Below are 18,456 nucleotides of genomic sequence, written 5' to 3'. Positions count from 1 at the left end.
TCTTCCGCCCAACCCTTGTAGCGTCACCGACTCCACACGTAGCGTGATCCCCTGAACACGAAGCGGAAGACCGGAGGCTGGCTGATGTGCGGGATCACCGGATGGGTCGCCTTCGACCGCGACCTCACCGCCGAACCGAGGGACCGGAGCGTCCTCGACGCGATGACGGCCACCCAGCTCTGCCGCGGCCCGGACGCCGGCGGCGTCCTGCTCGAGCCGCACGCCGCGATCGGCCACCGCCGCCTCGCGGTGATCGACCCCGAGGGCGGCACCCAGCCGATGACGGTCGAGCGGGACGGCCGGCTGCTGGCCGCGCTCACCTACAGCGGCGAGGTCTACAACCACCGCGAGCTGCGCGCCGAACTGGAGGCGGCCGGCCACCGCTTCCGCACCCGCAGCGACACCGAGGTCGTGCTGCACGCCTACCTGGAGTGGGGCGAGGGCCTCGCCGAGCGGCTCAACGGCATGTTCGCCTTCGCCGTCTGGGACGCCCGGCGCGAGGAACTGCTGCTGGTCCGCGACCGGATGGGCGTCAAACCGCTGCACTACCACCCCACCCCGGACGGCGTGGTCTTCGGCTCCGAACCCAAGGCCCTGCTCGCCCACCCCGCCGTCCGTCCGGTGGTCGACCTGGACGGGCTGCGCGAACTGCTCGGCTACACCCGCACCCCCGGCCTGACGCCGTACCGGGGCATCCAGGAGGTCCGGCCCGGGCACGTGGTGCGGGTGCGCCGCACGGGCGTCTCGGTCCGCCGCTACTGGGCGCTGGAGGCACGCGAGCACCGCGACGGCCTGGCGAACACCGTCGCCACCGTCCGGGCCCTGCTGGAGGACATCGTGCACCGCCAGCTCGACGCGGACGTCCCGCTCTGCTCGCTGCTCTCCGGCGGCCTGGACTCCAGCGCCGTCACCGCCCTCGCCGCCCGGGCGCTGCGCGCCGCCGGGGCCGGCCCGGTGCGCTCCTTCTCCGTCGGGTTCACCGGCCGGAGCGGGCACTTCCACGCCGACGAGGTCCGGCAGACCGAGGACGGCCCGTACGCCCGGCTGCTCGCCGACCACATCGGCGCCGACCACAGCGTGATCGAGCTGGACGCCGCCGACCTCACCGACCCCTCCCGGCGCTCCGCCGCGCTGCGCGCCCGCGACCTGCCGGGCGGGGTCGGCGACATGGACGTGTCCCTGCTGCTGCTCTTCCGGGGCGTGCGCCGTCACTCCACCGTCGCCCTGTCCGGCGAGTCCGCGGACGAGCTGTTCGGCGGCTACAGCTGGTTCCACGACCCGAGGAGCGTCGCCACCGAGGACTTCCCCTGGGCCGCGGGCCTCAGCGCCATCGCCGGCAGCGGCTCCGGCCCGCGCGAACAGCTGCTCGACGCCGAACTGCTGCGCAAGCTCGACCTGGAGGGCTACCGCCGGTCCCGCTACCGCGAGGCGATCGCCGAGGTCCCGCACCTGGCGGCGGCCGACCCGCTGGAGCGGCGGATGCGTGAGATCTCCTACCTCAACCTGACCCGCTTCGTCCGCATCCTGCTCGACCGCAAGGACCGGATGAGCATGGCCAACGGGCTGGAGGTGCGGGTGCCGTTCTGCGACCACCGGCTGGTCCAGTACGTGTTCAACACACCGTGGGCGATGAAGAGCTTCGACGGACGGGAGAAGAGCCTGCTGCGCGCCGCCGTCCGGGACGTGCTGCCGGCCGCGATCGCCGACCGGGCGAAGAGCCCCTACCCGGTGACCACCGACCCGCACTACCCGGCCCGGCTGCGCGCCGAACTCACCCGGCTCGCCGCCGAGCGGAAGTCCCCGGCACTCGACCTGCTCGACCGGCGGCGCCTCGCCGACGCGCTCGCCCCGGACACCGACCCGCAGTCCGTCCGGCTGGGCGTGGACCTCGCGCTCGACCTGGACGCCTGGCTGACGGAGTACCAGGTCACGCTGGAGCTATGACTCCCCGCACCCGCACGGCGCACCGGCACCCGGTCGGCGCAGCGGCGCGGCGACGCACCGGCGCCCGGACGGCGCAGCGGCCCGGCCACACGGGCCGTTGCGCCGTCCGGGTGATCACCGGGAACCATCCCGCCGCTCCCGAGCGTCGCACGGTGCGGTAGCGTCGCCGACATCTCCCGAATGGCGGGCGAAATCGTGGATTCCCGCCCCCCTGCCGTCAGGATGGGAGCGAACCCTTTCACCTCGATCCGCCGGGGGATCCCGTCATGCAGCCGCGAGTCTTCGCGATTCTCACCGCCCTCCTCCTGGGCGTCCTGGGCCTCGGGTCGGTGGCCGTCACCGACTGGTCGCCCGCGGCGGCCACCGGGACGCCCGCCGCCGCGGCCCCCGGGGCTCCTGCCGCCGGCGGCGCCCAGCCGACCTCGGCGGGCCCCGCGAGCGCCACTCCGACCGGCGACCCGGCGGTGTGGACCCGCTCGACGCTGCGCAACAAGCTGATGGCCGAGATGGACGCCACCGACCCCGGCGTCGCCCTCGCCGACCTCGACAAGATCACCAAGGAGAAGCCGTACACCGTGCGCTTCTGCCACCCGATCGCGCACGAGCTCGGCCACGCGGCGGTCAAGCGCTTCAACGCGGACTTCCAGAAGGTCATCTCCTTCCCGCACGAGACCTGCGCGGCCGGCTACCTGCACGGCGCCGTCGAGGAGATGCTGAACGCCTCCGCCCAGCCCGAGGTGGACCTGCTCAAGCTCTGCGCGCCCAAGAACAGCGGCCCCTGCATCCACGGCGTCGGCCACGGCACGATGTTCGTCGTCAAGCAGGACGTCGCCAAGGCCCGCGACCTGTGCAACAAGTTCCCCACCGACCAGAACAAGATCCGCTGCTCCGAGGGCCTGTTCATGCAGCTCTTCGGCCCGGACGAGGAGGACGAGCAGGCCAAGGCCAACCTGCCCGCCGACAAGCTCGCCCAGGACCCGCTCTACCCGTGCAAGGACCAGCCGGCCCTGTTCCAGTCCGCCTGCTTCTTCTACGCCCCGACCTTCTACCTCTCCTCGCACGACTACCCGAACCACCCCGAGGTCTACGCCGACGCCCTCAAGTGGTGCCTCAACGGCAAGGCCGGCGGCGGGGCGGTGGACTGCAGCCGCGGCGTCGGCTCGCGGACCATGAAGTACAACCTCGACCGCGAGGACTGGGCCGCCCAGCAGTGCGCCACCGCCGCCGACGGCTGGCAGCGCAAGGCCTGCGCGGAGGGCCTGGTCAGCTACTACACGGTCAACTACACGGACGCCGGCGCGGCCGGCCGGCTCTGCGCCAAGATCACCAACAAGGAGATGCAGGGCTACTGCCGCTCGGCGAGCGGCCTGTCCGCCTCGCTGGACTGATCGCCCCCGTCCCGCTCGCTGGACTGATCGCCCCCGTTCCGTCTGCTGGGCCCGCGCCGCACGGCGCGGGCCCTTTGCGTAAGATCACCCGACCATCGCCTGATCAGGGTGCGCCGAGGATGCCGCGCCTCCCCTCCCCCGGCCCCCTGGAGCGCCCCGCATGGCCACCGACGACTTCCGCGCCGCCGCCCACGCCACCGCCGAACTGGTCTCCGACTACCTCGCCGAACTCCCCGACCGCCCGATCTGGCAGCCCATGGACGACACCGCGCGCCAGGCCCTGCTCGACGCCCCGCTGCCCGCCGACGGCCGCCCGCTCGCCGAACTGGTCGACACCATCGGGCGCGAGGTCATGCCGTACCCCATGGGCAACGGCAACCCGCGCTTCTTCGGCTGGGTCAACTCGGCCCCCGCTCCCGCCGGGGTGCTCGCCACCCTCGCCGCGTCCGCGATGAACCCCAGCTCGGCCGGCGGCGACCACGCCGACGTCCACCTGGAACGCGCCGTCGTCCGCTGGATCGCCGAACTCGTCGGCTTCCCGCACCCGGCCGGCGGCGGGCTGCTCACCTCCGGCACCTCGATGGCGACCATCGTCTGCCTCGCCGCCGCCCGCAACCGCGCCGCCCGCCGGGCCGGCCGGGACGTCCGCGAGGACGGCCTGGCCGGCCTGCCCCCGCTGGCCGGCTACGTCACCGGCGAGACCCACTCCTGCGTCCGCAAGGCCGCCGAACTCCTCGGCCTCGGCAGCAAGCACCTGCGCACCGTCGCCACCGGCCCCGACGGCCTCCTCGACACCGCCGAGCTGCGCTCCGCCGTCGAGCGCGACCGGGCGGCCGGCCTGCTGCCCTTCCTGGTCGTCGCCTCGGCCGGCACCGTCGGCACCGGCGCGGTCGACGAGTTCGGCCCGATCGCCGACCTGTGCGAGGAGCAGCGCCTCTGGCTGCACGTGGACGGCGCGTACGGCGCCTTCGGCCGGCTCGACCCCGCCATCTCCCACCGCTACGCCGGCCTGGAGCGCGCCGACTCGCTCGCCCTCGACCCGCACAAGTGGCTCGGCGTCCCGGTCGACTGCGGCTGCGCCCTGGTCCGCGACACCGAGGAGCTGCGCGGCACCTTCAGCCTCGTCCCGTCCTACCTGCGCGACGAGGCGGCCGGCGCGCTCGGCTGGTTCTCCGAGTACGGCACCGAGCAGACCCGCCCGTTCCGCGCCCTCAAGGTCTGGGCCACCATCGCCCACAAGGGCCGTGCCGGCCTCTCCCGGGACATCGCCCGGTGCACCGCGCTGGCCCGCCGCCTCGGCGAACTCGTCAGCGCCGACGAGGAGTTGGAGCTGCTCGCCGAGGTCCAGACCTCCATCGTGGCGTTCCGCCACCGCGCCCCCGGCCTGGACCCCGCCGCCCGCGACACCCTCAACCGCGACCTCCCCGCCGCCGTCCAGCAGCGCGGCCGGGTCTTCGTCACCGGCGCCCGCCTCGGCGAGCACGAGATGCTCCGCGCCTGCCTCCTCAACGCCACGACGACGGAGGACGACCTCCGCCTCCTCCTCGCCGAGGTGAAGGCCGCAGCCGCGGAACTGCTCCCGTAACAGCCTCACGCGGACCGTAACCACCAGGTCACGGCAGGTACGCGGCCGGGAAACACCGGTCGGGCACGGTGGAGGTCATGGAGCACTCGAAGCCTTCCCTCCGCCGCGTCCCCGGTGCCCGACGCGACCGCCGCTGGCGCCGCGACACCGTCGAGCTCGCCGCGGTCTTCCTCTCCGTCACCGCCGCCGACCTCATCGCCAAGGTCGTCGTCCACGGCCCGGACGGCCCGGTCGTCCTGGGCACCTCCGCGCTCGCCCTGCTCGCCACCGCGGTGCTTCACAGCTGGTGGTCTCCGCACGCCCCGCCACCGACCACGCTGTGGCGGGTGCGCACCACGGCGCTCGCCCACACCCCCACCACGCTCAACGACCACCGGATCACCCTGCTCTCGCTCCACCCCGAGGAGCTCTTCCTCCGCACCCCCCGGTCCGTCACCCCGGCCGACCTCGCGGCCCTCCTCACCACCACCGGCCACACCGTGGAAGGCCCCCCGACCCGGATCGCCTGACCGGCACCCGGCGCGGCCGTCAGTCCTCGGCCTTCACCTCGACCGTGTCGGCAGTGCTCGCGTCCTCGATCGTCATGGCGCCGGATACTACGTCAGCGCACGGACGCCCCTGCGGGCAGAGTCCGTGCGCTGACGGGTCGTGCGCTGATCAGCCCTTGACGGCGGGCTTCACCACGCACACGGCGTTGCCGAGCATGGAGCCGAAGCCGCCGAGCAGGGCGCTGGTGACGGACTTGCAGGCGGCGGCCTCCTCCGGGGTCTTGGGGCCGTTGTTCTCGGAGTTCGAGGTGACCGTCGAGGAGGCGATGGCGGCGGCGGGCTGGGCGAGGGCGAGCGGGGCTACGAGGAGCAGCGCGCAACACGCGACGGCCCGTACGGACTTCTGGAACACAGGGAACCCCTTCGGATCGGGACGGGATCGGCGGTAAGCCGAGCCATCCCTATCCGAAGGGGTTCCCCCGCTCACGGATTCTGGGCCATCCGTGAGCGTGTCCGCGTCAGTGCTCCGGGGCGGTCTCCCGGTCCGTGGTCCGCTCCAGCGCCCGGATCGCGGCGACGAGTTCGGCCACGCCGTGCTCCTTCAGCACCCCGTAGTGGTCGCCGGCCAGGTCGACCACGGCGGGCGGGGCGGCGGAGTAGCCGCTGCTGCCCTCGATGAAGGAGTAGTCGTCGCCGGCGGCCTTGAAGATGGTCACCGGGGCGTCCAGCCGCCGCTCGGCCAGCTCGCGGAAGCTGTACTCGAACTCGTAGGTCTCACCGACGATTCCGGTGATCCGGCGGATCAGCTCCTCGTCCAGCTCCGGCAGCATCCGGTGCACGGAGGCGACGAAGCCGTCCTCGTCCGCCGTCGCGGTCAGGCAGCGCTCCAGTTCGGGGCCGCTGATCCGGCCGGTGAACACCCCGAACAGGATGGTCACGTACGCGGGGTTGGCGTACGAGGCCTCGCGGCCCCACTGGTGGCCGTCGTCCCGGCGCACCTCCGGGTTGCCGGGGCAGATCAGCAGCAGGTTCTCCACCCGCTGGCCGGCCTGTTCCAGCTGCCAGGCCGCCTCGAAGGCGACCCGGGCGCCGAAGGAGAAGCCCCACAGCGTGTACGGGCCCTCGGGCTGCACCCGGCGCAGTTCGGCGACGTCGGCGGCGGCCATCTCCCGGATGGTCGGGTACGGCGTCTCGCCCTCGTTGATGCCGTGCGCCTGGATGCCGTAGAAGGCGCGGCCGTCGCTCGCCTCCCGGCCGAGCAGGCGCAGGTTCATCGGGTAGCCGCCCAGCCCGGGCCAGCAGAACACCGGCCGGCCGCACTCGCCGGGGTGCAGCGGGATCAGCCGGGAGCTGGAGGCCCCGGCCCCGGCCCCGCCCCCGGCCCCGCCCCCGCCCTCGCCCTCGCCGCAGGCGCGCTCGATGCGGGCGGCCAGGTCGACCAGCCTGGGGCACTCGAACAGCACCTGCAGCGGCAGCGTGATGCCGAACTCGCGGTTGATCCGGTGGACCAGGGCCACGGCTGTCAGCGAGTTGCCGCCGACGGCGAAGAACTCGTCCGCCACCGAGACGTCCTCGTACTTCAGCGCCTGCCCCCAGGCCTCGGCCAGCCACCGCTCGTGCCCGGTGCCCGGGGCGACGTACTCGCTGCGGGCGTCGGCCGTGCGGACGGCGTCGGAGGCGGCGAGGGCCTTGAGGTCGACCTTGCCGTTCGCGGTGAGCGGCAGGGCGTCCACGACCAGCACCCGGTTGGGGAGCATGTAGTCGGGCAGCAGGTTGGCCAGTTCGTCCTTGATGATCTCGGCCGGGCCCTTCATGTGGACGGTGTCCTCGTGCATGCCCTCGCTGCGGATCTGCTCCTCGCTCACCTTGCCGCCGAGGAAGAAGTACGACGGGCCGGGGGCGATGCCGCGGCCGGCGAGGATCTCGTCGATGCGGCGCGAAGCGGGCAGCGGGTGGCCGGACTTGGAGCTGTAGCCGGAGGACATGAAGCCCAGGCCCCGGCCGTTGCGCTGCAGGTGGTGCAGCTTGGTGCCGAGCGCGATGTACTCCAGCCACTCCTGCTCGGCGCGGCTGACGGCGGTGATGCCGAACGCGGCCCGGGCGTAGACGGACTGGTTGATCGCGATCACGTGCCGGGACTCCACCACCGCGTCCGAGACCCGCTCCAGGTCGCCGTCGGTGTACCGGTAGAGGCCGGCCGGCAGGCCTTCCACCCGGTCCTCGTGGACCTGGAGGTACAGCTCGGTGCACTCGGCGCGGGCCGCTCCGCCGCCCCGGGCGACCGTGAAGCCGCCCAGGTAGTGGTCCTCCTCGGCGACGTCCAGCCGCTCCTTGACCGCCGGGTCGAGGCCGAGCGGGCGCACGTCCAGCCCGTACTCGGGCAGCACCTCCTCGAGGACGCCCAGCATGTGGCCGGTCTCGAACTCCAGCACCTCGCGGATGTTGTTCTTGTACACCGGCTCGATGGCGCCGTGTTTGCCGGAGAAGTGCAGCGTCAGGTAGGCCTCCTCGCGGGTCTCGGCGGGCCCGGTCCGGATCAGGCTGTGCTCGACCGGGTGGTAGTAGTACAGCCCGGCCGCGAGCCCGTCCAGACCGCCGGTCTCCAGGTACAGCTGGGTCGCGTACAGCGCGCCCGGCGAGGCGTACGCGTACTTCGGCAGCAGCCGCTCCTCGCTGTGGAACTGGCCGAACCAGCGCAGGATGCGGCCGAGTTCGGGGAAGCTCAGCAGCTCCAGGTCCCGGCCGAAGGCGCCGGCCGGACGCGGGGCGAGCAGCGCGGCGAGGTCCTCGCGGGTGACCGGGCCGCCGTCGTAGAAGCGGTAGGTCTTGCGGGCGAAGGTCTCCCGGCGCTGGGCCTCGCTCTCGCGCCGCCCGGGCAGCTCGACCCGCTCGCGGCCGGCCAGCCGGGCCGGGTCGCGCACGCCGGGGTCGGACAGCTGTGCCTTGACCTGCAGCTTGCTGGCCTTGGACTGGTGGTGGCCGCCGTGGTTGCCCTGGTCCATCAGGGCGGCCTCGCGCGGGTTGAGCTCGACGCAGGCGACCAGGTTCCGGTGGCCGGTGCGCTCGTCGCCGGCGACGATCGCGGCCGAGCGGCGCACCCAGGTGTGTTCCTCGATCGCGCGGGCGATCTCGTCCAGCTCGACCCGGTAGCCGCGCAGCTTGACCTGGTTGTCGACCCGGCCGGCGAACTGGAGGGTGCCGTCCGCGTTCCACTGCGCGAGGTCGCCGGTGCGGTACAGCCGCTCGCCGGGCGTGAACGGGGACGGGACGAACCGCTCCTCGGTCAGCTCCGGCCGGTGCAGGTAGCCGCGGGCCAGCTGCACGCCGCCGATGTACAGCTCGCCGACGCCGTCGGCGTCGACCGGCACCAGCTGCTCGTCCAGGATGTAGCACCGGGTGTTGTCGACCGGGCGGCCGATCGGCACCGAGCCGGCGCCGTCGCCCAGCTCGGCCGGGTCGACCACGTGCGCGGTGGCGTTGATGGTGCACTCGGTCGGGCCGTACAGGTTGACCAGCTTCGCCCCCGGCAGGGCGTGGCCCAGATTGCGGGCGAGCCGCCGGGACAGCGCCTCGCCGCCGGAGAACAGCCGGGCCAGGCCGGCGCAGTCGGTGAAGCCCTCGGTGTCCAGCAGTGCCTGGAACAGGGTGGGCACGCACTGCAGCGCGGTCACGCCGTGCCGCCGGACGGCGGCGACCAGCGCCTCCGGGTCGCGGTAGAGGCCGGGCGTACCGGCCACCACGCGGGCGCCGACGGCCGGGGCGAGGATCTCCCACTGGGCGGCGTCGAAGCTCATCGGGGTCTTCTGCAGCACGGTGACCCCGGGGTCGAGGTGCCCGGCGTCGAGCATCCAGCGCAGCTGCGAGACCACCGCGCGGTGCTCGATCATCACGCCCTTGGGGCGGCCGGTGGAGCCGGAGGTGTAGATCACGTAGGCCAGCGACTCCGGCCGGACCTCCTCGGCGCCGGCCTTCTCGGCGCCGCTCCCCTCGGCGCCGCTCCCCTCCGCCGCGGCGCGGTTCGCCGGGGCGTCCTCGAAGGTGACGATCGCCGTCCCGGCCGGGGCCAGCGCGGCCAACTGCTCGCGCAGGTGTTCCTGGGTGAGCACGATCCGGGTGCCGCTGTCCTCGATCATGTAGCGGAGCCGGTCCTCGGGGTACTCGGGCGACAGCGGCAGGTAGCCGGCCCCGGCGTGCAGGACGCCCCAGACCCCGGCGACCAGCTCCACCGACGGCTCGACGTACAGGCCGACGCAGGTGTCGGCGCCGGCGCCCAGGCGGCGCAGCTCGGCGGCCAGCCGGCGGGCGGACTCGGACAGCTCCAGGAAGGTGAGGCCGCCGGCCTCGCTCTCGCCGACGACGGCCGTGGAATCCGGCCGGGTGCGCACCTGCCGGTCGAGCAGGGCGGTGAGCGAGGTGCCGACCGGGGCGCGGCGGGCGTGCGGGAGGGCGGGGGTGGCGGCGGAGACGGCGACGGACGGGGTGATGCGCATGAGAGCTGCCTTCGGTGCTTGGCTGGGTGCCCGGCGGGGTGCCTGGCGGAAAGGGGTCCCGGCGTCCTGCTCACCAGGAGCGCCGGTCATGGAATCCACCGTCGGCCGCCCGCTGTCCCACCTGCCTGAGGCAGCGGTCTGGACCTGTTCCGGCTCCGTCCCGGCTCCCGGGCCACCCGGTCCCGGTTCCGGCCCGGCCGGTCCCGGCCGTGTCCCGGGCGTGTCCCGGGCGGGCATTCGCCCGTTCACGATCACGTAACCGACCGGAAGCGAACCGTAGGTAGCGTCGGCCGCATGACGGCATCACGCACTCGCCCCGAACGGCTCTGGCACCGGCCCTTCCGCAGGTCCGACCCCAGGTGCGCGGCGTCCGAGAGCCTGGCCGCCCGGCTGCCCGCGCTCGCCGACGGCCCGTCCCGGGTCGCCCGGCCGCACCCGCACCCCAACCCACACCCGCACCACCCCAACCCGCAGCCGCACCCGCAGCGCGGCCCGGCCGACCGGGTGCCGGACGCCCCGTCCCGGCTGTCCCTGCCGGACGGGACCGTGCTGCTGCTGCGCCCCGCCGGCCCGGCCGACAAGGCGGCGGCCCTGGCGATGCACGGCCGCTGCTCCCCCGCCGCGCTGCGGCTGCGCTACCACGGACCGGTCCGCGACGCCGACCGCTACCTCGACCACCTGCTGGACGCCCGGCACGGCCGCAGCCTCGCCGTGGCCGCCCCGGACGGGCGGATCCTCGCCCTCGGGCACCTGATGTGGGACGACGGCGAGGCGGAGCTGGCCGTCCTGGTCGAGGACGCCTGGCAGCGCCAGGGGCTGGGCCAGGCCCTGCTGCGGCGGCTGTCGGCGACGGCCCGGGCGACCGGGATCGGGACGGTGTACGCGGTGACCCACGCCGCCAACAGCGGCCTGATCGCCGCGATGCGCCGGCTGGCCGCGCCGCTGGACTTCCGTGCCGAGGACGGCACCCTGGTGATCACGGCCACCCTGCGCGCCGAGGATCCGGCCGCCCGCACCCACCACCCGAGCCGCTGATCATTTCTTCACCAGATCCTTACCGGGGCACCCCGGGAACCCGGCGGAGCCGGTGGAGCGTCCCCAAGGGATGAGGAGTCCCTCCGTACACCGCCCTCCTTGACGGAGCGTCAGTACCCTGCGCCGGCCCGTCACAGCAGGCGGCGCGGGGTCCGGATCGTCCGGCCGGACGACGGAGTCGGTAGGCTGACTCCCGTCCCCGCCGCCCGACGGCCCGTTATCCGGTCCCGGGCGGTGCCGCAGCAAGGAGGAACCACTGAGCATGGCAGGCACCGAATCGGAGCCCACAGGCGCACGCGACGCCTCGCTGCCGGCCCGCGCCAAGATCGCGGTCACGGCCGGCAAGGTCGCCGCCGCCGTGTCGCGCAAGGCCGGACGCGGGAGCGGCTCGGTGATCGGCGGCAAGGTCGCCCTCAAGCTCGACCCCGACCTGCTCGCCACCCTCGCCGACCACCTCGATGTCGTCCTGGTCAGCGCGACCAACGGCAAGACCACCACCACCCGCCTGATCGCCGAGGCGCTGCGCGCCGCCGGCCCGGTGGTCTCCAACGCCCTCGGCGCGAACATGCCGGCAGGCATCACCTCCGCCCTGGCGGGCGGCAGCGACGCCCGCTTCGGCGTGATCGAGGTCGACGAGAAGTACCTGGCGATGGTCGCCCGCGACACCAGCCCCAAGGCGATCGCCCTGCTCAACCTCTCCCGCGACCAACTCGACCGCGCCGCCGAGACCCGGATGATGGCCGAGAAGTGGCGCGAGGGCCTGCAGGACACCGAGGCCGTGGTCATCGCCAACGCCGACGACCCGCTGGTGACCTGGGCCGCCTCCTCCTGCAAGAAGGTGGTCTGGGTGGCCGCCGGGCAGGCGTGGAAGGAGGACGCCTGGTCCTGCCCCGCCTGCGGCGGTGTGATGCAGCGCCCCGGCGACGACTGGTTCTGCCAGGAGTGCGGCTTCCGTCGCCCCAACCCGCACTGGGCGCTCCAGGGCACCCACGTGATCGACCCGCAGCGCGGCGCCTGGCCGATCCAGCTGCAGCTGCCCGGCCGGGCCAACCTGGCCAACGCCACCAGCTCGGCCGCCGTCGCCGCCGTGTTCGGCGTCTCCCCGCAGGTCGCCCTGGAGCGGATGCGCTCGGTGACCGCCGTGGCCGGCCGCTACGACGTCGTCCAGTACCAGGGCCGGGACATCCGCCTGCTGCTGGCCAAGAACCCGGCCGGCTGGCTGGAGACCTTCTCGCTGATCGACGGCCCGCCCGCCCCGGTGATCCTCTCCGTCAACGCCCTCGACGCCGACGGCACCGACACCTCCTGGCTGTGGGACGTCGACTACGAGCGTCTCGCCGGGCACCCGGTCTTCGTGATGGGCCAGCGCAAGCTGGACCTGGCCGTCCGACTGGAGGTCGCCGGGCTGCAGTTCCACGTGGTGGACACCCTGGAGCAGGCCGTCCGGATGGCGCCGCCCGGCCGGATCGAGGCCATCGCCAACTACACCGCCTTCCAGCAGCTGCGGAAGGTCGTGGCCGGCTGATGCCGCGCCCGCACACCAGTCTTTTCGTGACGGAAGGCCTTCGAGGATGAGTGAGAGCAGCCTGCGCGTGGTCTGGGTCTACCCGGACCTGCTCAGCACCTACGGCGACCGCGGCAACGCCCTGGTCGTGGAGCGCCGGGCCCGCCAGCGCCATCTCAACGTGACCCGGATCGACGTCCGCTCCGACCAGGCGATCCCCACCAGCGGGGACATCTACCTGATCGGCGGCGGCGAGGACCGCCCGCAGCGGCTGGCCGCCGAGCGGCTGCGCGCCGACAGCGGCCTGGTGCGGGCCGCCGAGAACGGCGCGATCATCTTCGGCGTCTGCGCCGGCTTCCAGATCATGGGCCACGAGTTCATCAACGACCTCGGCGAGCGCGAGCCCGGCCTGGGCCTGCTCGACGTCTGGACCGCGCGCGGCGAGGGCGCCCGCTGCGTCGGCGACGTGCTCGCCGACGTCGACCCCCGGCTCGGCCTGCCGCAGCTGACCGGCTTCGAGAACCACCAGGGCGTCACCCACCTCGGACAGGGCGTCCAGCCGTTCGCCAACGTCACCGTCGGCCGGGGCAACGGCACCGGTGACGGCACCGAGGGCGCCTGGCGGGACACCGTCTTCGGCACCTACCTGCACGGCCCCGTGCTGGCGCGCAACCCCGCCGTGGCCGACATGCTGATCAAGCTGGCGCTGGACGTCAACGCCCTGCCGCCGGCCGACACCACCTGGTACGACGCGTTGCGCGCCGAGCGCATCGCCGCCGCGACGCGCCCCGCGTAGTACGCCGGTACGCCCCGGCCGGGTGCCCGCGATGCGGTCACCCGGCCCGCGGGCGGCCCCGGACGTACGACAATGGGGCTGCCTACTGCACACCCTCCTCGGCAGCAGGCTGCACATCCACGTGGGGGCGCCGACGGCGCCGCTCCCACGTCGGCTCCTGCCCGGCCGGACCAGGGGCCGTATGCTCGACTTCACGGTCGGTTTCGGACGTTCTGTCCGGATCGACCGGTCCTTCACCCCACGGCCACTCCCCCGCCACCCCGGTGCGGGAGCGCCCCGTCACGGTGACGGCTCGTCGTCCCAGCCTGTAGTCCGGCCGTACCTCGGTTCTGCTCGGGAGTTGCAAAGCTAATGCGTATCGGAGTGCTGACCAGCGGCGGTGACTGCCCCGGACTGAACGCGGTGATCCGTTCCGTGGTCCACCGGGGGGTGGTCGACCACGGCGACGAGATCATCGGGTTCGAGGACGGGTGGCGCGGATTCCTCGAGGGCCACCACCGCCCCCTGACCCTGGACTCGGTGAGCGGCATCCTCGCCCAGGGCGGCACCATCCTCGGGTCCTCCCGGGTCCAGCCGAGCCACCTGCGGGACGGCGTCGAGCGCGCCAAGAAGTACTGCTCGGACCTCGGCCTGGACGCGGTCATCCCGATCGGCGGCGAGGGCACCCTGAAGGCCGCCAAGCTGATGAGCGACGCGGGCCTGCCGATCGTCGGCGTGCCGAAGACCATCGACAACGACATCGCCGCCACCGACGTGACCTTCGGCTTCGACACCGCCGTCTCGGTCGCCACCGAGGCCCTGGACCGGCTGAAGACCACCGCCGAGTCCCACCAGCGGGTCATGGTCGTCGAGGTCATGGGCCGGCACACCGGCTGGATCGCGCTCAACGCCGGCATGGCGGCCGGCGCGCACGCCATCGTCGTCCCGGAACGCCCGTTCCACATCGACAAGCTCACCGCCGTCGTCCGCGAGCGCTTCGACCGCCAGAAGAAGTTCGCCATCGTGGTCTGCGCCGAGGGCGCCAAGCCCGAGCCCGGCACCATGCACTGGGAGGAGGGCAGCAAGGACATCTACGGCCACGAGCGCTTCACCGGCATCGCCACCCAGCTCTCCCGCGAGCTGGAGCACCGCCTCGGCAAGGAGGCCCGGCCGGTCATCCTCGGCCACACCCAGCGCGGCGGCACCCCGACCGCCTACGACCGGGTGCTCGCCACCCGCTTCGGCTGGCACGCCGTCGAAGCCGTCCACAAGGGCGCCTTCGGGCACATCACGGCGCTGCAGGGCACCAACATCAACCTGGTGCCGCTCGCGGAGGCCGTCGCCGAGCTGAAGACCGTCCCGCAGGATCGCTACCTCGAGGCCGAGACGGTCCTCTGACCGCTCGCCCGCCCGCCGAAGGCCCCCGGACCCCGCCGCCGCGTACGGTCCGGGGGCCTTCGCGCACCCGGCGGGCGTGCCCGCGCCCCGCCCTCCAGCGTGGCCGCAGCCGGCCTGCCTGGAACTCGGCATGACCTACACCGAGCTGCCCGAACTCCTCACCCGCGCCGACCTGGTGAGCCTGCACGTGCCCCTGCTGCCGTGTAGCCGCTCCGGTTGGCGGTGGTGGTCACGCGTCGGCCCGCGGGGCAGGGCCCCTGCCTCCGGTGCCGAACAGGGGGAAGGCCTCGGCGAGGATCGCTGCGAGGTGGCGCTCCTCGACCCCCGCCTCCCGGGCCGCCCGGATCCGAGCGGCAATGTCGCCGGGCAGACGGCCGGCGGGTGCCGTCACCCAGTTGCCCGCGTCCTCGGGTCCCACGGAAACGCTGCTGGTCATGGACGCGCCCCCGAGGCCGGGATGAACTGAAGTCATGGACGTGGCGGCAGGTGTGGTCGACCGGCGGGCCCGACGGCCCGCGCTGGATCTCGTCACTACCGGCCTGTCCCACGCCCCGCGCCCGCCCAACCCTGAACCACCCGAACGGGGGCGATCAGGGCGACGCGCAGCACACCGCGACGTCATCGGCCACTTCTGCCGGCCGGCTCCAGCAGCTCGATCACCGTCGGGAGCAGGCCGCGGAAAGCGTCCGAAGCCGGTGCCGGGGACGTCCAAGGGAAACCCTCGGGCCCAGCACCGGCTTTTGGTGGGTCTGCGCGCTCCGCCGATCCGCGGATCTCAGGGGTTCAGGGTCGCGCTGCGCAGAACCGCGGCAAGCGTCCCGGGATCGGGAGGGCCCGGCCCGGCTGGGATCTGCGTTCCTAGGCTCGGGTCTCCTGTCGGTGGGTTCCGGCTGTCAGCGCCCAGATGACGAAGATGTCGATGGCGATCATGACCAAGGCCCAGAACGGGTAGTAGGGCAGCCACAGGAAGTTGGCGATCATGTTCAATCCTGCCGCGGTCACGCCGAGTATCCGTGCCCACATCGCGCCGGTGAAGAGCAGGAAGCCCGCCACCACGATCACGAGGCCGAGGATGAGGTGCAGCCAGCCCCAGCCGGTGACGTCGAACTTGTAGACGTAGTTGCCGGTGATCACATAGCGCTCGTCGTTGACGATGGCGCCGATTCCCTCGAGGATCGCCATCGTTCCGCCGAAGATCATCATGCAGGCTGCGAAGAGGGTCCAGCCGCCCGCGAAGGGCTTCCGGCTGACTTGATTACCTTCCGACGCTCGGCTGACGTTGCTGGCCATGTTCGGCTCCTTGGGAGAGAAACCGTCGCCGTTTCCGTGCGACCTGGTCAGAGATCCGGCCTCCAGTACCAAGTTGCCACGATCGCGACACGGCGGCTACTCGCGCACTGCCCCAGCCCTTCGTCGGGCCGAGAGAACGATCACCGGGTCCACGAGTCGGAACCTGCACATCCTCCTGGCCTTCCGCGGGGCCGGAGATGGTGGGTCACCCGATCGAGTCACTGCACCGGGTGATCCACTCGGTCGGCCCACTGTCCGTGCGGGCGGTCCGGAGGTTGCCTACGGTCGGACCGGGCGGCCTTCGGACGCCCCGGTCTGGGCAGGCAGCGCAGACTGAAGCCCAGCGACACGTGGAGATGGCAGACATGCCCACCACCTCTGAGACGCCCGTTCTCGACACCCTCATGGCCATGACCGCCGATTCGATCGAGCGGTGCGGACTGGCCCCCGACATGCTGATCCTCACCCGCATCGCGGCGCTGGCGGCGATGGACGCACCTGCGCTCTCCTACCTCGCGCACCTCGAACCGGCGATGAAGGAGCACATGACCGCCAGTCAGCTGCAGGACGTGCTGGTCGCGATCGCGCCGATCGTCGGCACCGCCCGGGTGATGTCGGCCGCGACCCACATCACCGAGGCGCTCGGGGTCGCCATCGCGGTGGCCGACGCGGGAATCGAGAACCAGGGCGGCATGTAGCACGCCGCGACCGCGGTGCATGTCGTTCTTCAAACCGTTTGCCGTGGCGGTGATCCCGGACGGCGGAGGAACCGGTCAGCCGGCCGCCGCCCGGGGTGGGGGACGACCACGATCACGCAAGGGATCGGGTCGGAGTGAAGCGCGGATCGCGAACCTGGGGGTGAAGTGCTCGAACTTCCACACCACCGCGCTGCGTTCGCTGACCCGGGCCGCGCTGCTGACCGGCCGCACCGCGCCCTCGAACGGGATGGCGACGATCGCCGAGTTTCAGTTCCGGCTTCCCCGGCGGCTGAGACGCGCATCTGCTCGGGCCATAGCGCAACGCCGTGGTGGCGGGACAGCGGGATCGACCGAGGCCTTCGAGTCACCTCCAACACGTCAAAGGCGCCACCCCTGTTTGCGCGCCGCGGTGAGAGGCTGGTCGTGTGGAGGAACCTCCCCTCGATGGCCCGGAATCCGCACTGTCCCGTCAAGTGCTGCGGGCAGCCCTGGCGGACCCTGGCCACCTGCCCGAACTGCTGGCCAATTTCGCCGTCCACCATCTCGGGCGGCGCGCCGGCGCCTCGGTCGCCCGCGCGCGCGACCAGCATCCCGACGCCGGTGACGCCGAGCTGTGCGTCATGGTGATCACACGGGGCCGGCGGGTCAGCCAGAGCGAGGGCGCATTCGTGGGCGGCCCGTTCATGGCGCTCGTCCCGTTCGCGTTCTGCAGCGCGCTGCTCACGCAGAGCCGGATGATGCTGGAGTTGGCGGCGGTCGCGGGGCGGGAGCCCACCGATGGCGCACGGGCGGCCGAGCTGCTCGTGATCCAGGGCGTGTACCAGGACGAGGAGCAGGCCCGGGCCGCGCTCGAGGCCGCCGCGGCGACGCGAACCGATACCCCTCCCGGCCGTATCGCAGCCCTGTGGAGGGTGGTGAAACGGATGGCCTACCTGCTCGGCGTGGTTACCCCCGAGCAACGGCCGACGTCGACCGCCGCCCGCGTCGGGCAGTGGATCCTGCTCGCGGTGGTCCTCCTCATCGGCCTGGTAGCCCCGCTGATCTGGTTGCCCTACCTCGGTTACTCCTACCACCGTGCGACCCAGGAACTCGGCAAGCGAGCCCGGGCGTACTACCACGGCGACGCCACCACCGCGCCGTCGGAGTCGGACCACGCCACCCGGGCCCGGCCCGCGCTCGTGGGCTCCGGCCTCAGGACAGTGCTCTCGCTGCTGCTGCCGATCGGTGCGGTGATGCTCGTGGTCGCCACCGACGCCAAGCTCGCGGGCAGCCGGTACCCGCTGCTCCTGGTCGCGCTGGTCACGCTGTCCGGTGTAGTCGGTGCGCTCTGGTACCTGCGCCACCGACACGTGCGCCGGCCGGCGGACTGACCCCGCTGCACCGGGGTGGGCGGGGTCCCGTGTGTTCGGGGCAGGCACTCGGCGGGCAGCGTGGTCCCGGCTGCTGCCACGCCGACGCGGCGGGCAGCGGTGCTGTCCCGATCTTGGGAGGGTTGTCACGCGTGGCCGGCGGAGGCACCTGGGGCTGTTGGATGCGGTGCGCGGTCACCGTCCGGGCCGGTGTCGAGGAACTCGCGGATGGCGAAGCCGAGCGCCACCAAGAAGCCGATCCACAGAACCACTGCTTACCACCGGCTGCAGACGCGGCTCACCCGCGTGGCGTTTCCACCGCGCCGGATGCCGCCGGCGTCCGCGATGATCGGAGGAACACCTCCCCGCCGGCTGTGGGGCGGCCCTGCGAGTCCCGTCACCCGGCAGGGGCTCGGCGCCGCGTGACCGCAGAAACCGCTGCCGCGCCCGGAGGGCCGACACCGGCAGGACGGTCGGAGCTTCTCGACCCAGGGTCGCCTGACCGGTTCTCC

The 18,456-nt window shown here is 73.0% G+C and carries 14 protein-coding genes and 1 pseudogene; 11 read left to right on the top strand and 4 right to left on the bottom strand.

The window, feature by feature from the left end; translation table 11 throughout:
- Nucleotides 1–84: 84 nt before the first annotated feature.
- The 4 genes from asnB to ACZ51D_RS29150 all read left to right on the top strand — a co-directional run bounded on the left by asnB (nucleotide 85) and on the right by ACZ51D_RS29150 (nucleotide 5,426).
- A complete protein-coding gene (asnB, locus tag ACZ51D_RS29165; RefSeq protein ID WP_465663901.1) occupies nucleotides 85–1,944 on the top strand; it encodes an asparagine synthase (glutamine-hydrolyzing) in 1,860 nt (619 codons plus the stop codon).
- 266 nt (nucleotides 1,945–2,210) lie between these two features.
- A complete protein-coding gene (locus tag ACZ51D_RS29160; protein ID WP_360502228.1) occupies nucleotides 2,211–3,332 on the top strand; it encodes a hypothetical protein in 1,122 nt (373 codons plus the stop codon).
- A 160-nt stretch (nucleotides 3,333–3,492) separates the two neighbouring features.
- Nucleotides 3,493–4,917 (top strand): pyridoxal phosphate-dependent decarboxylase family protein, encoded by a 1,425-nt coding sequence (locus tag ACZ51D_RS29155; protein WP_465663900.1) that lies wholly within the window; start codon nucleotides 3,493–3,495, stop codon nucleotides 4,915–4,917.
- Nucleotides 4,918–4,994: 77 nt separating this feature from the next.
- Entirely contained in the window at nucleotides 4,995–5,426 is a 432-nt protein-coding gene (locus ACZ51D_RS29150) for a hypothetical protein (protein WP_360502233.1), read from the top strand.
- A 148-nt stretch (nucleotides 5,427–5,574) separates the two neighbouring features.
- On the opposite strand, the gene ACZ51D_RS29145 is transcribed toward ACZ51D_RS29150, so the two are convergent.
- Nucleotides 5,575–5,817, bottom strand: coding sequence for a hypothetical protein (locus tag ACZ51D_RS29145; protein WP_360502236.1), 243 nt, complete (start codon nucleotides 5,815–5,817; stop codon nucleotides 5,575–5,577).
- Nucleotides 5,818–5,923: 106 nt separating this feature from the next.
- Entirely contained in the window at nucleotides 5,924–9,895 is a 3,972-nt protein-coding gene (locus ACZ51D_RS29140) for a non-ribosomal peptide synthetase family protein (protein ID WP_465663898.1), read from the bottom strand.
- A gap of 294 nt (nucleotides 9,896–10,189) precedes the next feature.
- Between ACZ51D_RS29140 and ACZ51D_RS29135 the strand changes: the two genes are divergently transcribed.
- The 5 genes and pseudogenes from ACZ51D_RS29135 to ACZ51D_RS29115 all read left to right on the top strand — a co-directional run.
- Nucleotides 10,190–10,930, top strand: a complete 741-nt coding sequence (locus ACZ51D_RS29135; protein ID WP_465663896.1) for a GNAT family N-acetyltransferase — start codon at nucleotides 10,190–10,192, stop codon at nucleotides 10,928–10,930.
- Between the two features lie 262 nt (nucleotides 10,931–11,192).
- Complete coding sequence (locus ACZ51D_RS29130; RefSeq protein WP_360502244.1) at nucleotides 11,193–12,455, top strand: MurT ligase domain-containing protein; 1,263 nt, start codon at nucleotides 11,193–11,195, stop codon at nucleotides 12,453–12,455.
- A 46-nt stretch (nucleotides 12,456–12,501) separates the two neighbouring features.
- Nucleotides 12,502–13,230 carry a type 1 glutamine amidotransferase gene (locus ACZ51D_RS29125; RefSeq protein ID WP_360502247.1) on the top strand — a complete coding sequence of 243 codons (729 nt, stop codon included), beginning with the start codon at nucleotides 12,502–12,504 and terminating at the stop codon, nucleotides 13,228–13,230.
- A 351-nt stretch (nucleotides 13,231–13,581) separates the two neighbouring features.
- Complete coding sequence (locus tag ACZ51D_RS29120; protein ID WP_360502250.1) at nucleotides 13,582–14,607, top strand: 6-phosphofructokinase; 1,026 nt, start codon at nucleotides 13,582–13,584, stop codon at nucleotides 14,605–14,607.
- Between the two features lie 109 nt (nucleotides 14,608–14,716).
- A pseudogene (locus ACZ51D_RS29115) lies at nucleotides 14,717–14,818 on the top strand (2-hydroxyacid dehydrogenase); the annotation flags it as partial.
- A gap of 18 nt (nucleotides 14,819–14,836) precedes the next feature.
- Here ACZ51D_RS29115 and ACZ51D_RS29110 read toward each other — a convergent pair.
- Both ACZ51D_RS29110 and ACZ51D_RS29105 read right to left on the bottom strand, forming a co-directional pair.
- Nucleotides 14,837–15,043 carry a hypothetical protein gene (locus ACZ51D_RS29110; RefSeq protein ID WP_465624835.1) on the bottom strand — a complete coding sequence of 69 codons (207 nt, stop codon included), beginning with the start codon at nucleotides 15,041–15,043 and terminating at the stop codon, nucleotides 14,837–14,839.
- A gap of 422 nt (nucleotides 15,044–15,465) precedes the next feature.
- Nucleotides 15,466–15,897, bottom strand: a complete 432-nt coding sequence (locus ACZ51D_RS29105; RefSeq protein ID WP_360502254.1) for a DUF7144 family membrane protein — start codon at nucleotides 15,895–15,897, stop codon at nucleotides 15,466–15,468.
- Between the two features lie 365 nt (nucleotides 15,898–16,262).
- Here ACZ51D_RS29105 and ACZ51D_RS29100 point away from each other — a divergent pair, with 365 nt between their 5' ends.
- Together ACZ51D_RS29100 and ACZ51D_RS29095 are read left to right on the top strand one after the other, a co-directional pair.
- On the top strand, nucleotides 16,263–16,595 hold the full coding sequence (locus tag ACZ51D_RS29100) for a carboxymuconolactone decarboxylase family protein (protein WP_360502256.1): 333 nt from the start codon (nucleotides 16,263–16,265) through the stop codon (nucleotides 16,593–16,595).
- A 473-nt stretch (nucleotides 16,596–17,068) separates the two neighbouring features.
- Nucleotides 17,069–17,965 (top strand): hypothetical protein, encoded by an 897-nt coding sequence (locus tag ACZ51D_RS29095; protein WP_465624760.1) that lies wholly within the window; start codon nucleotides 17,069–17,071, stop codon nucleotides 17,963–17,965.
- Nucleotides 17,966–18,456 lie beyond the last annotated feature (491 nt).

The sequence above is a fragment of the Kitasatospora sp. NPDC033851 genome, from assembly GCF_055576085.1.
This window is presented reverse-complemented; position numbering and strand designations above follow the sequence as displayed.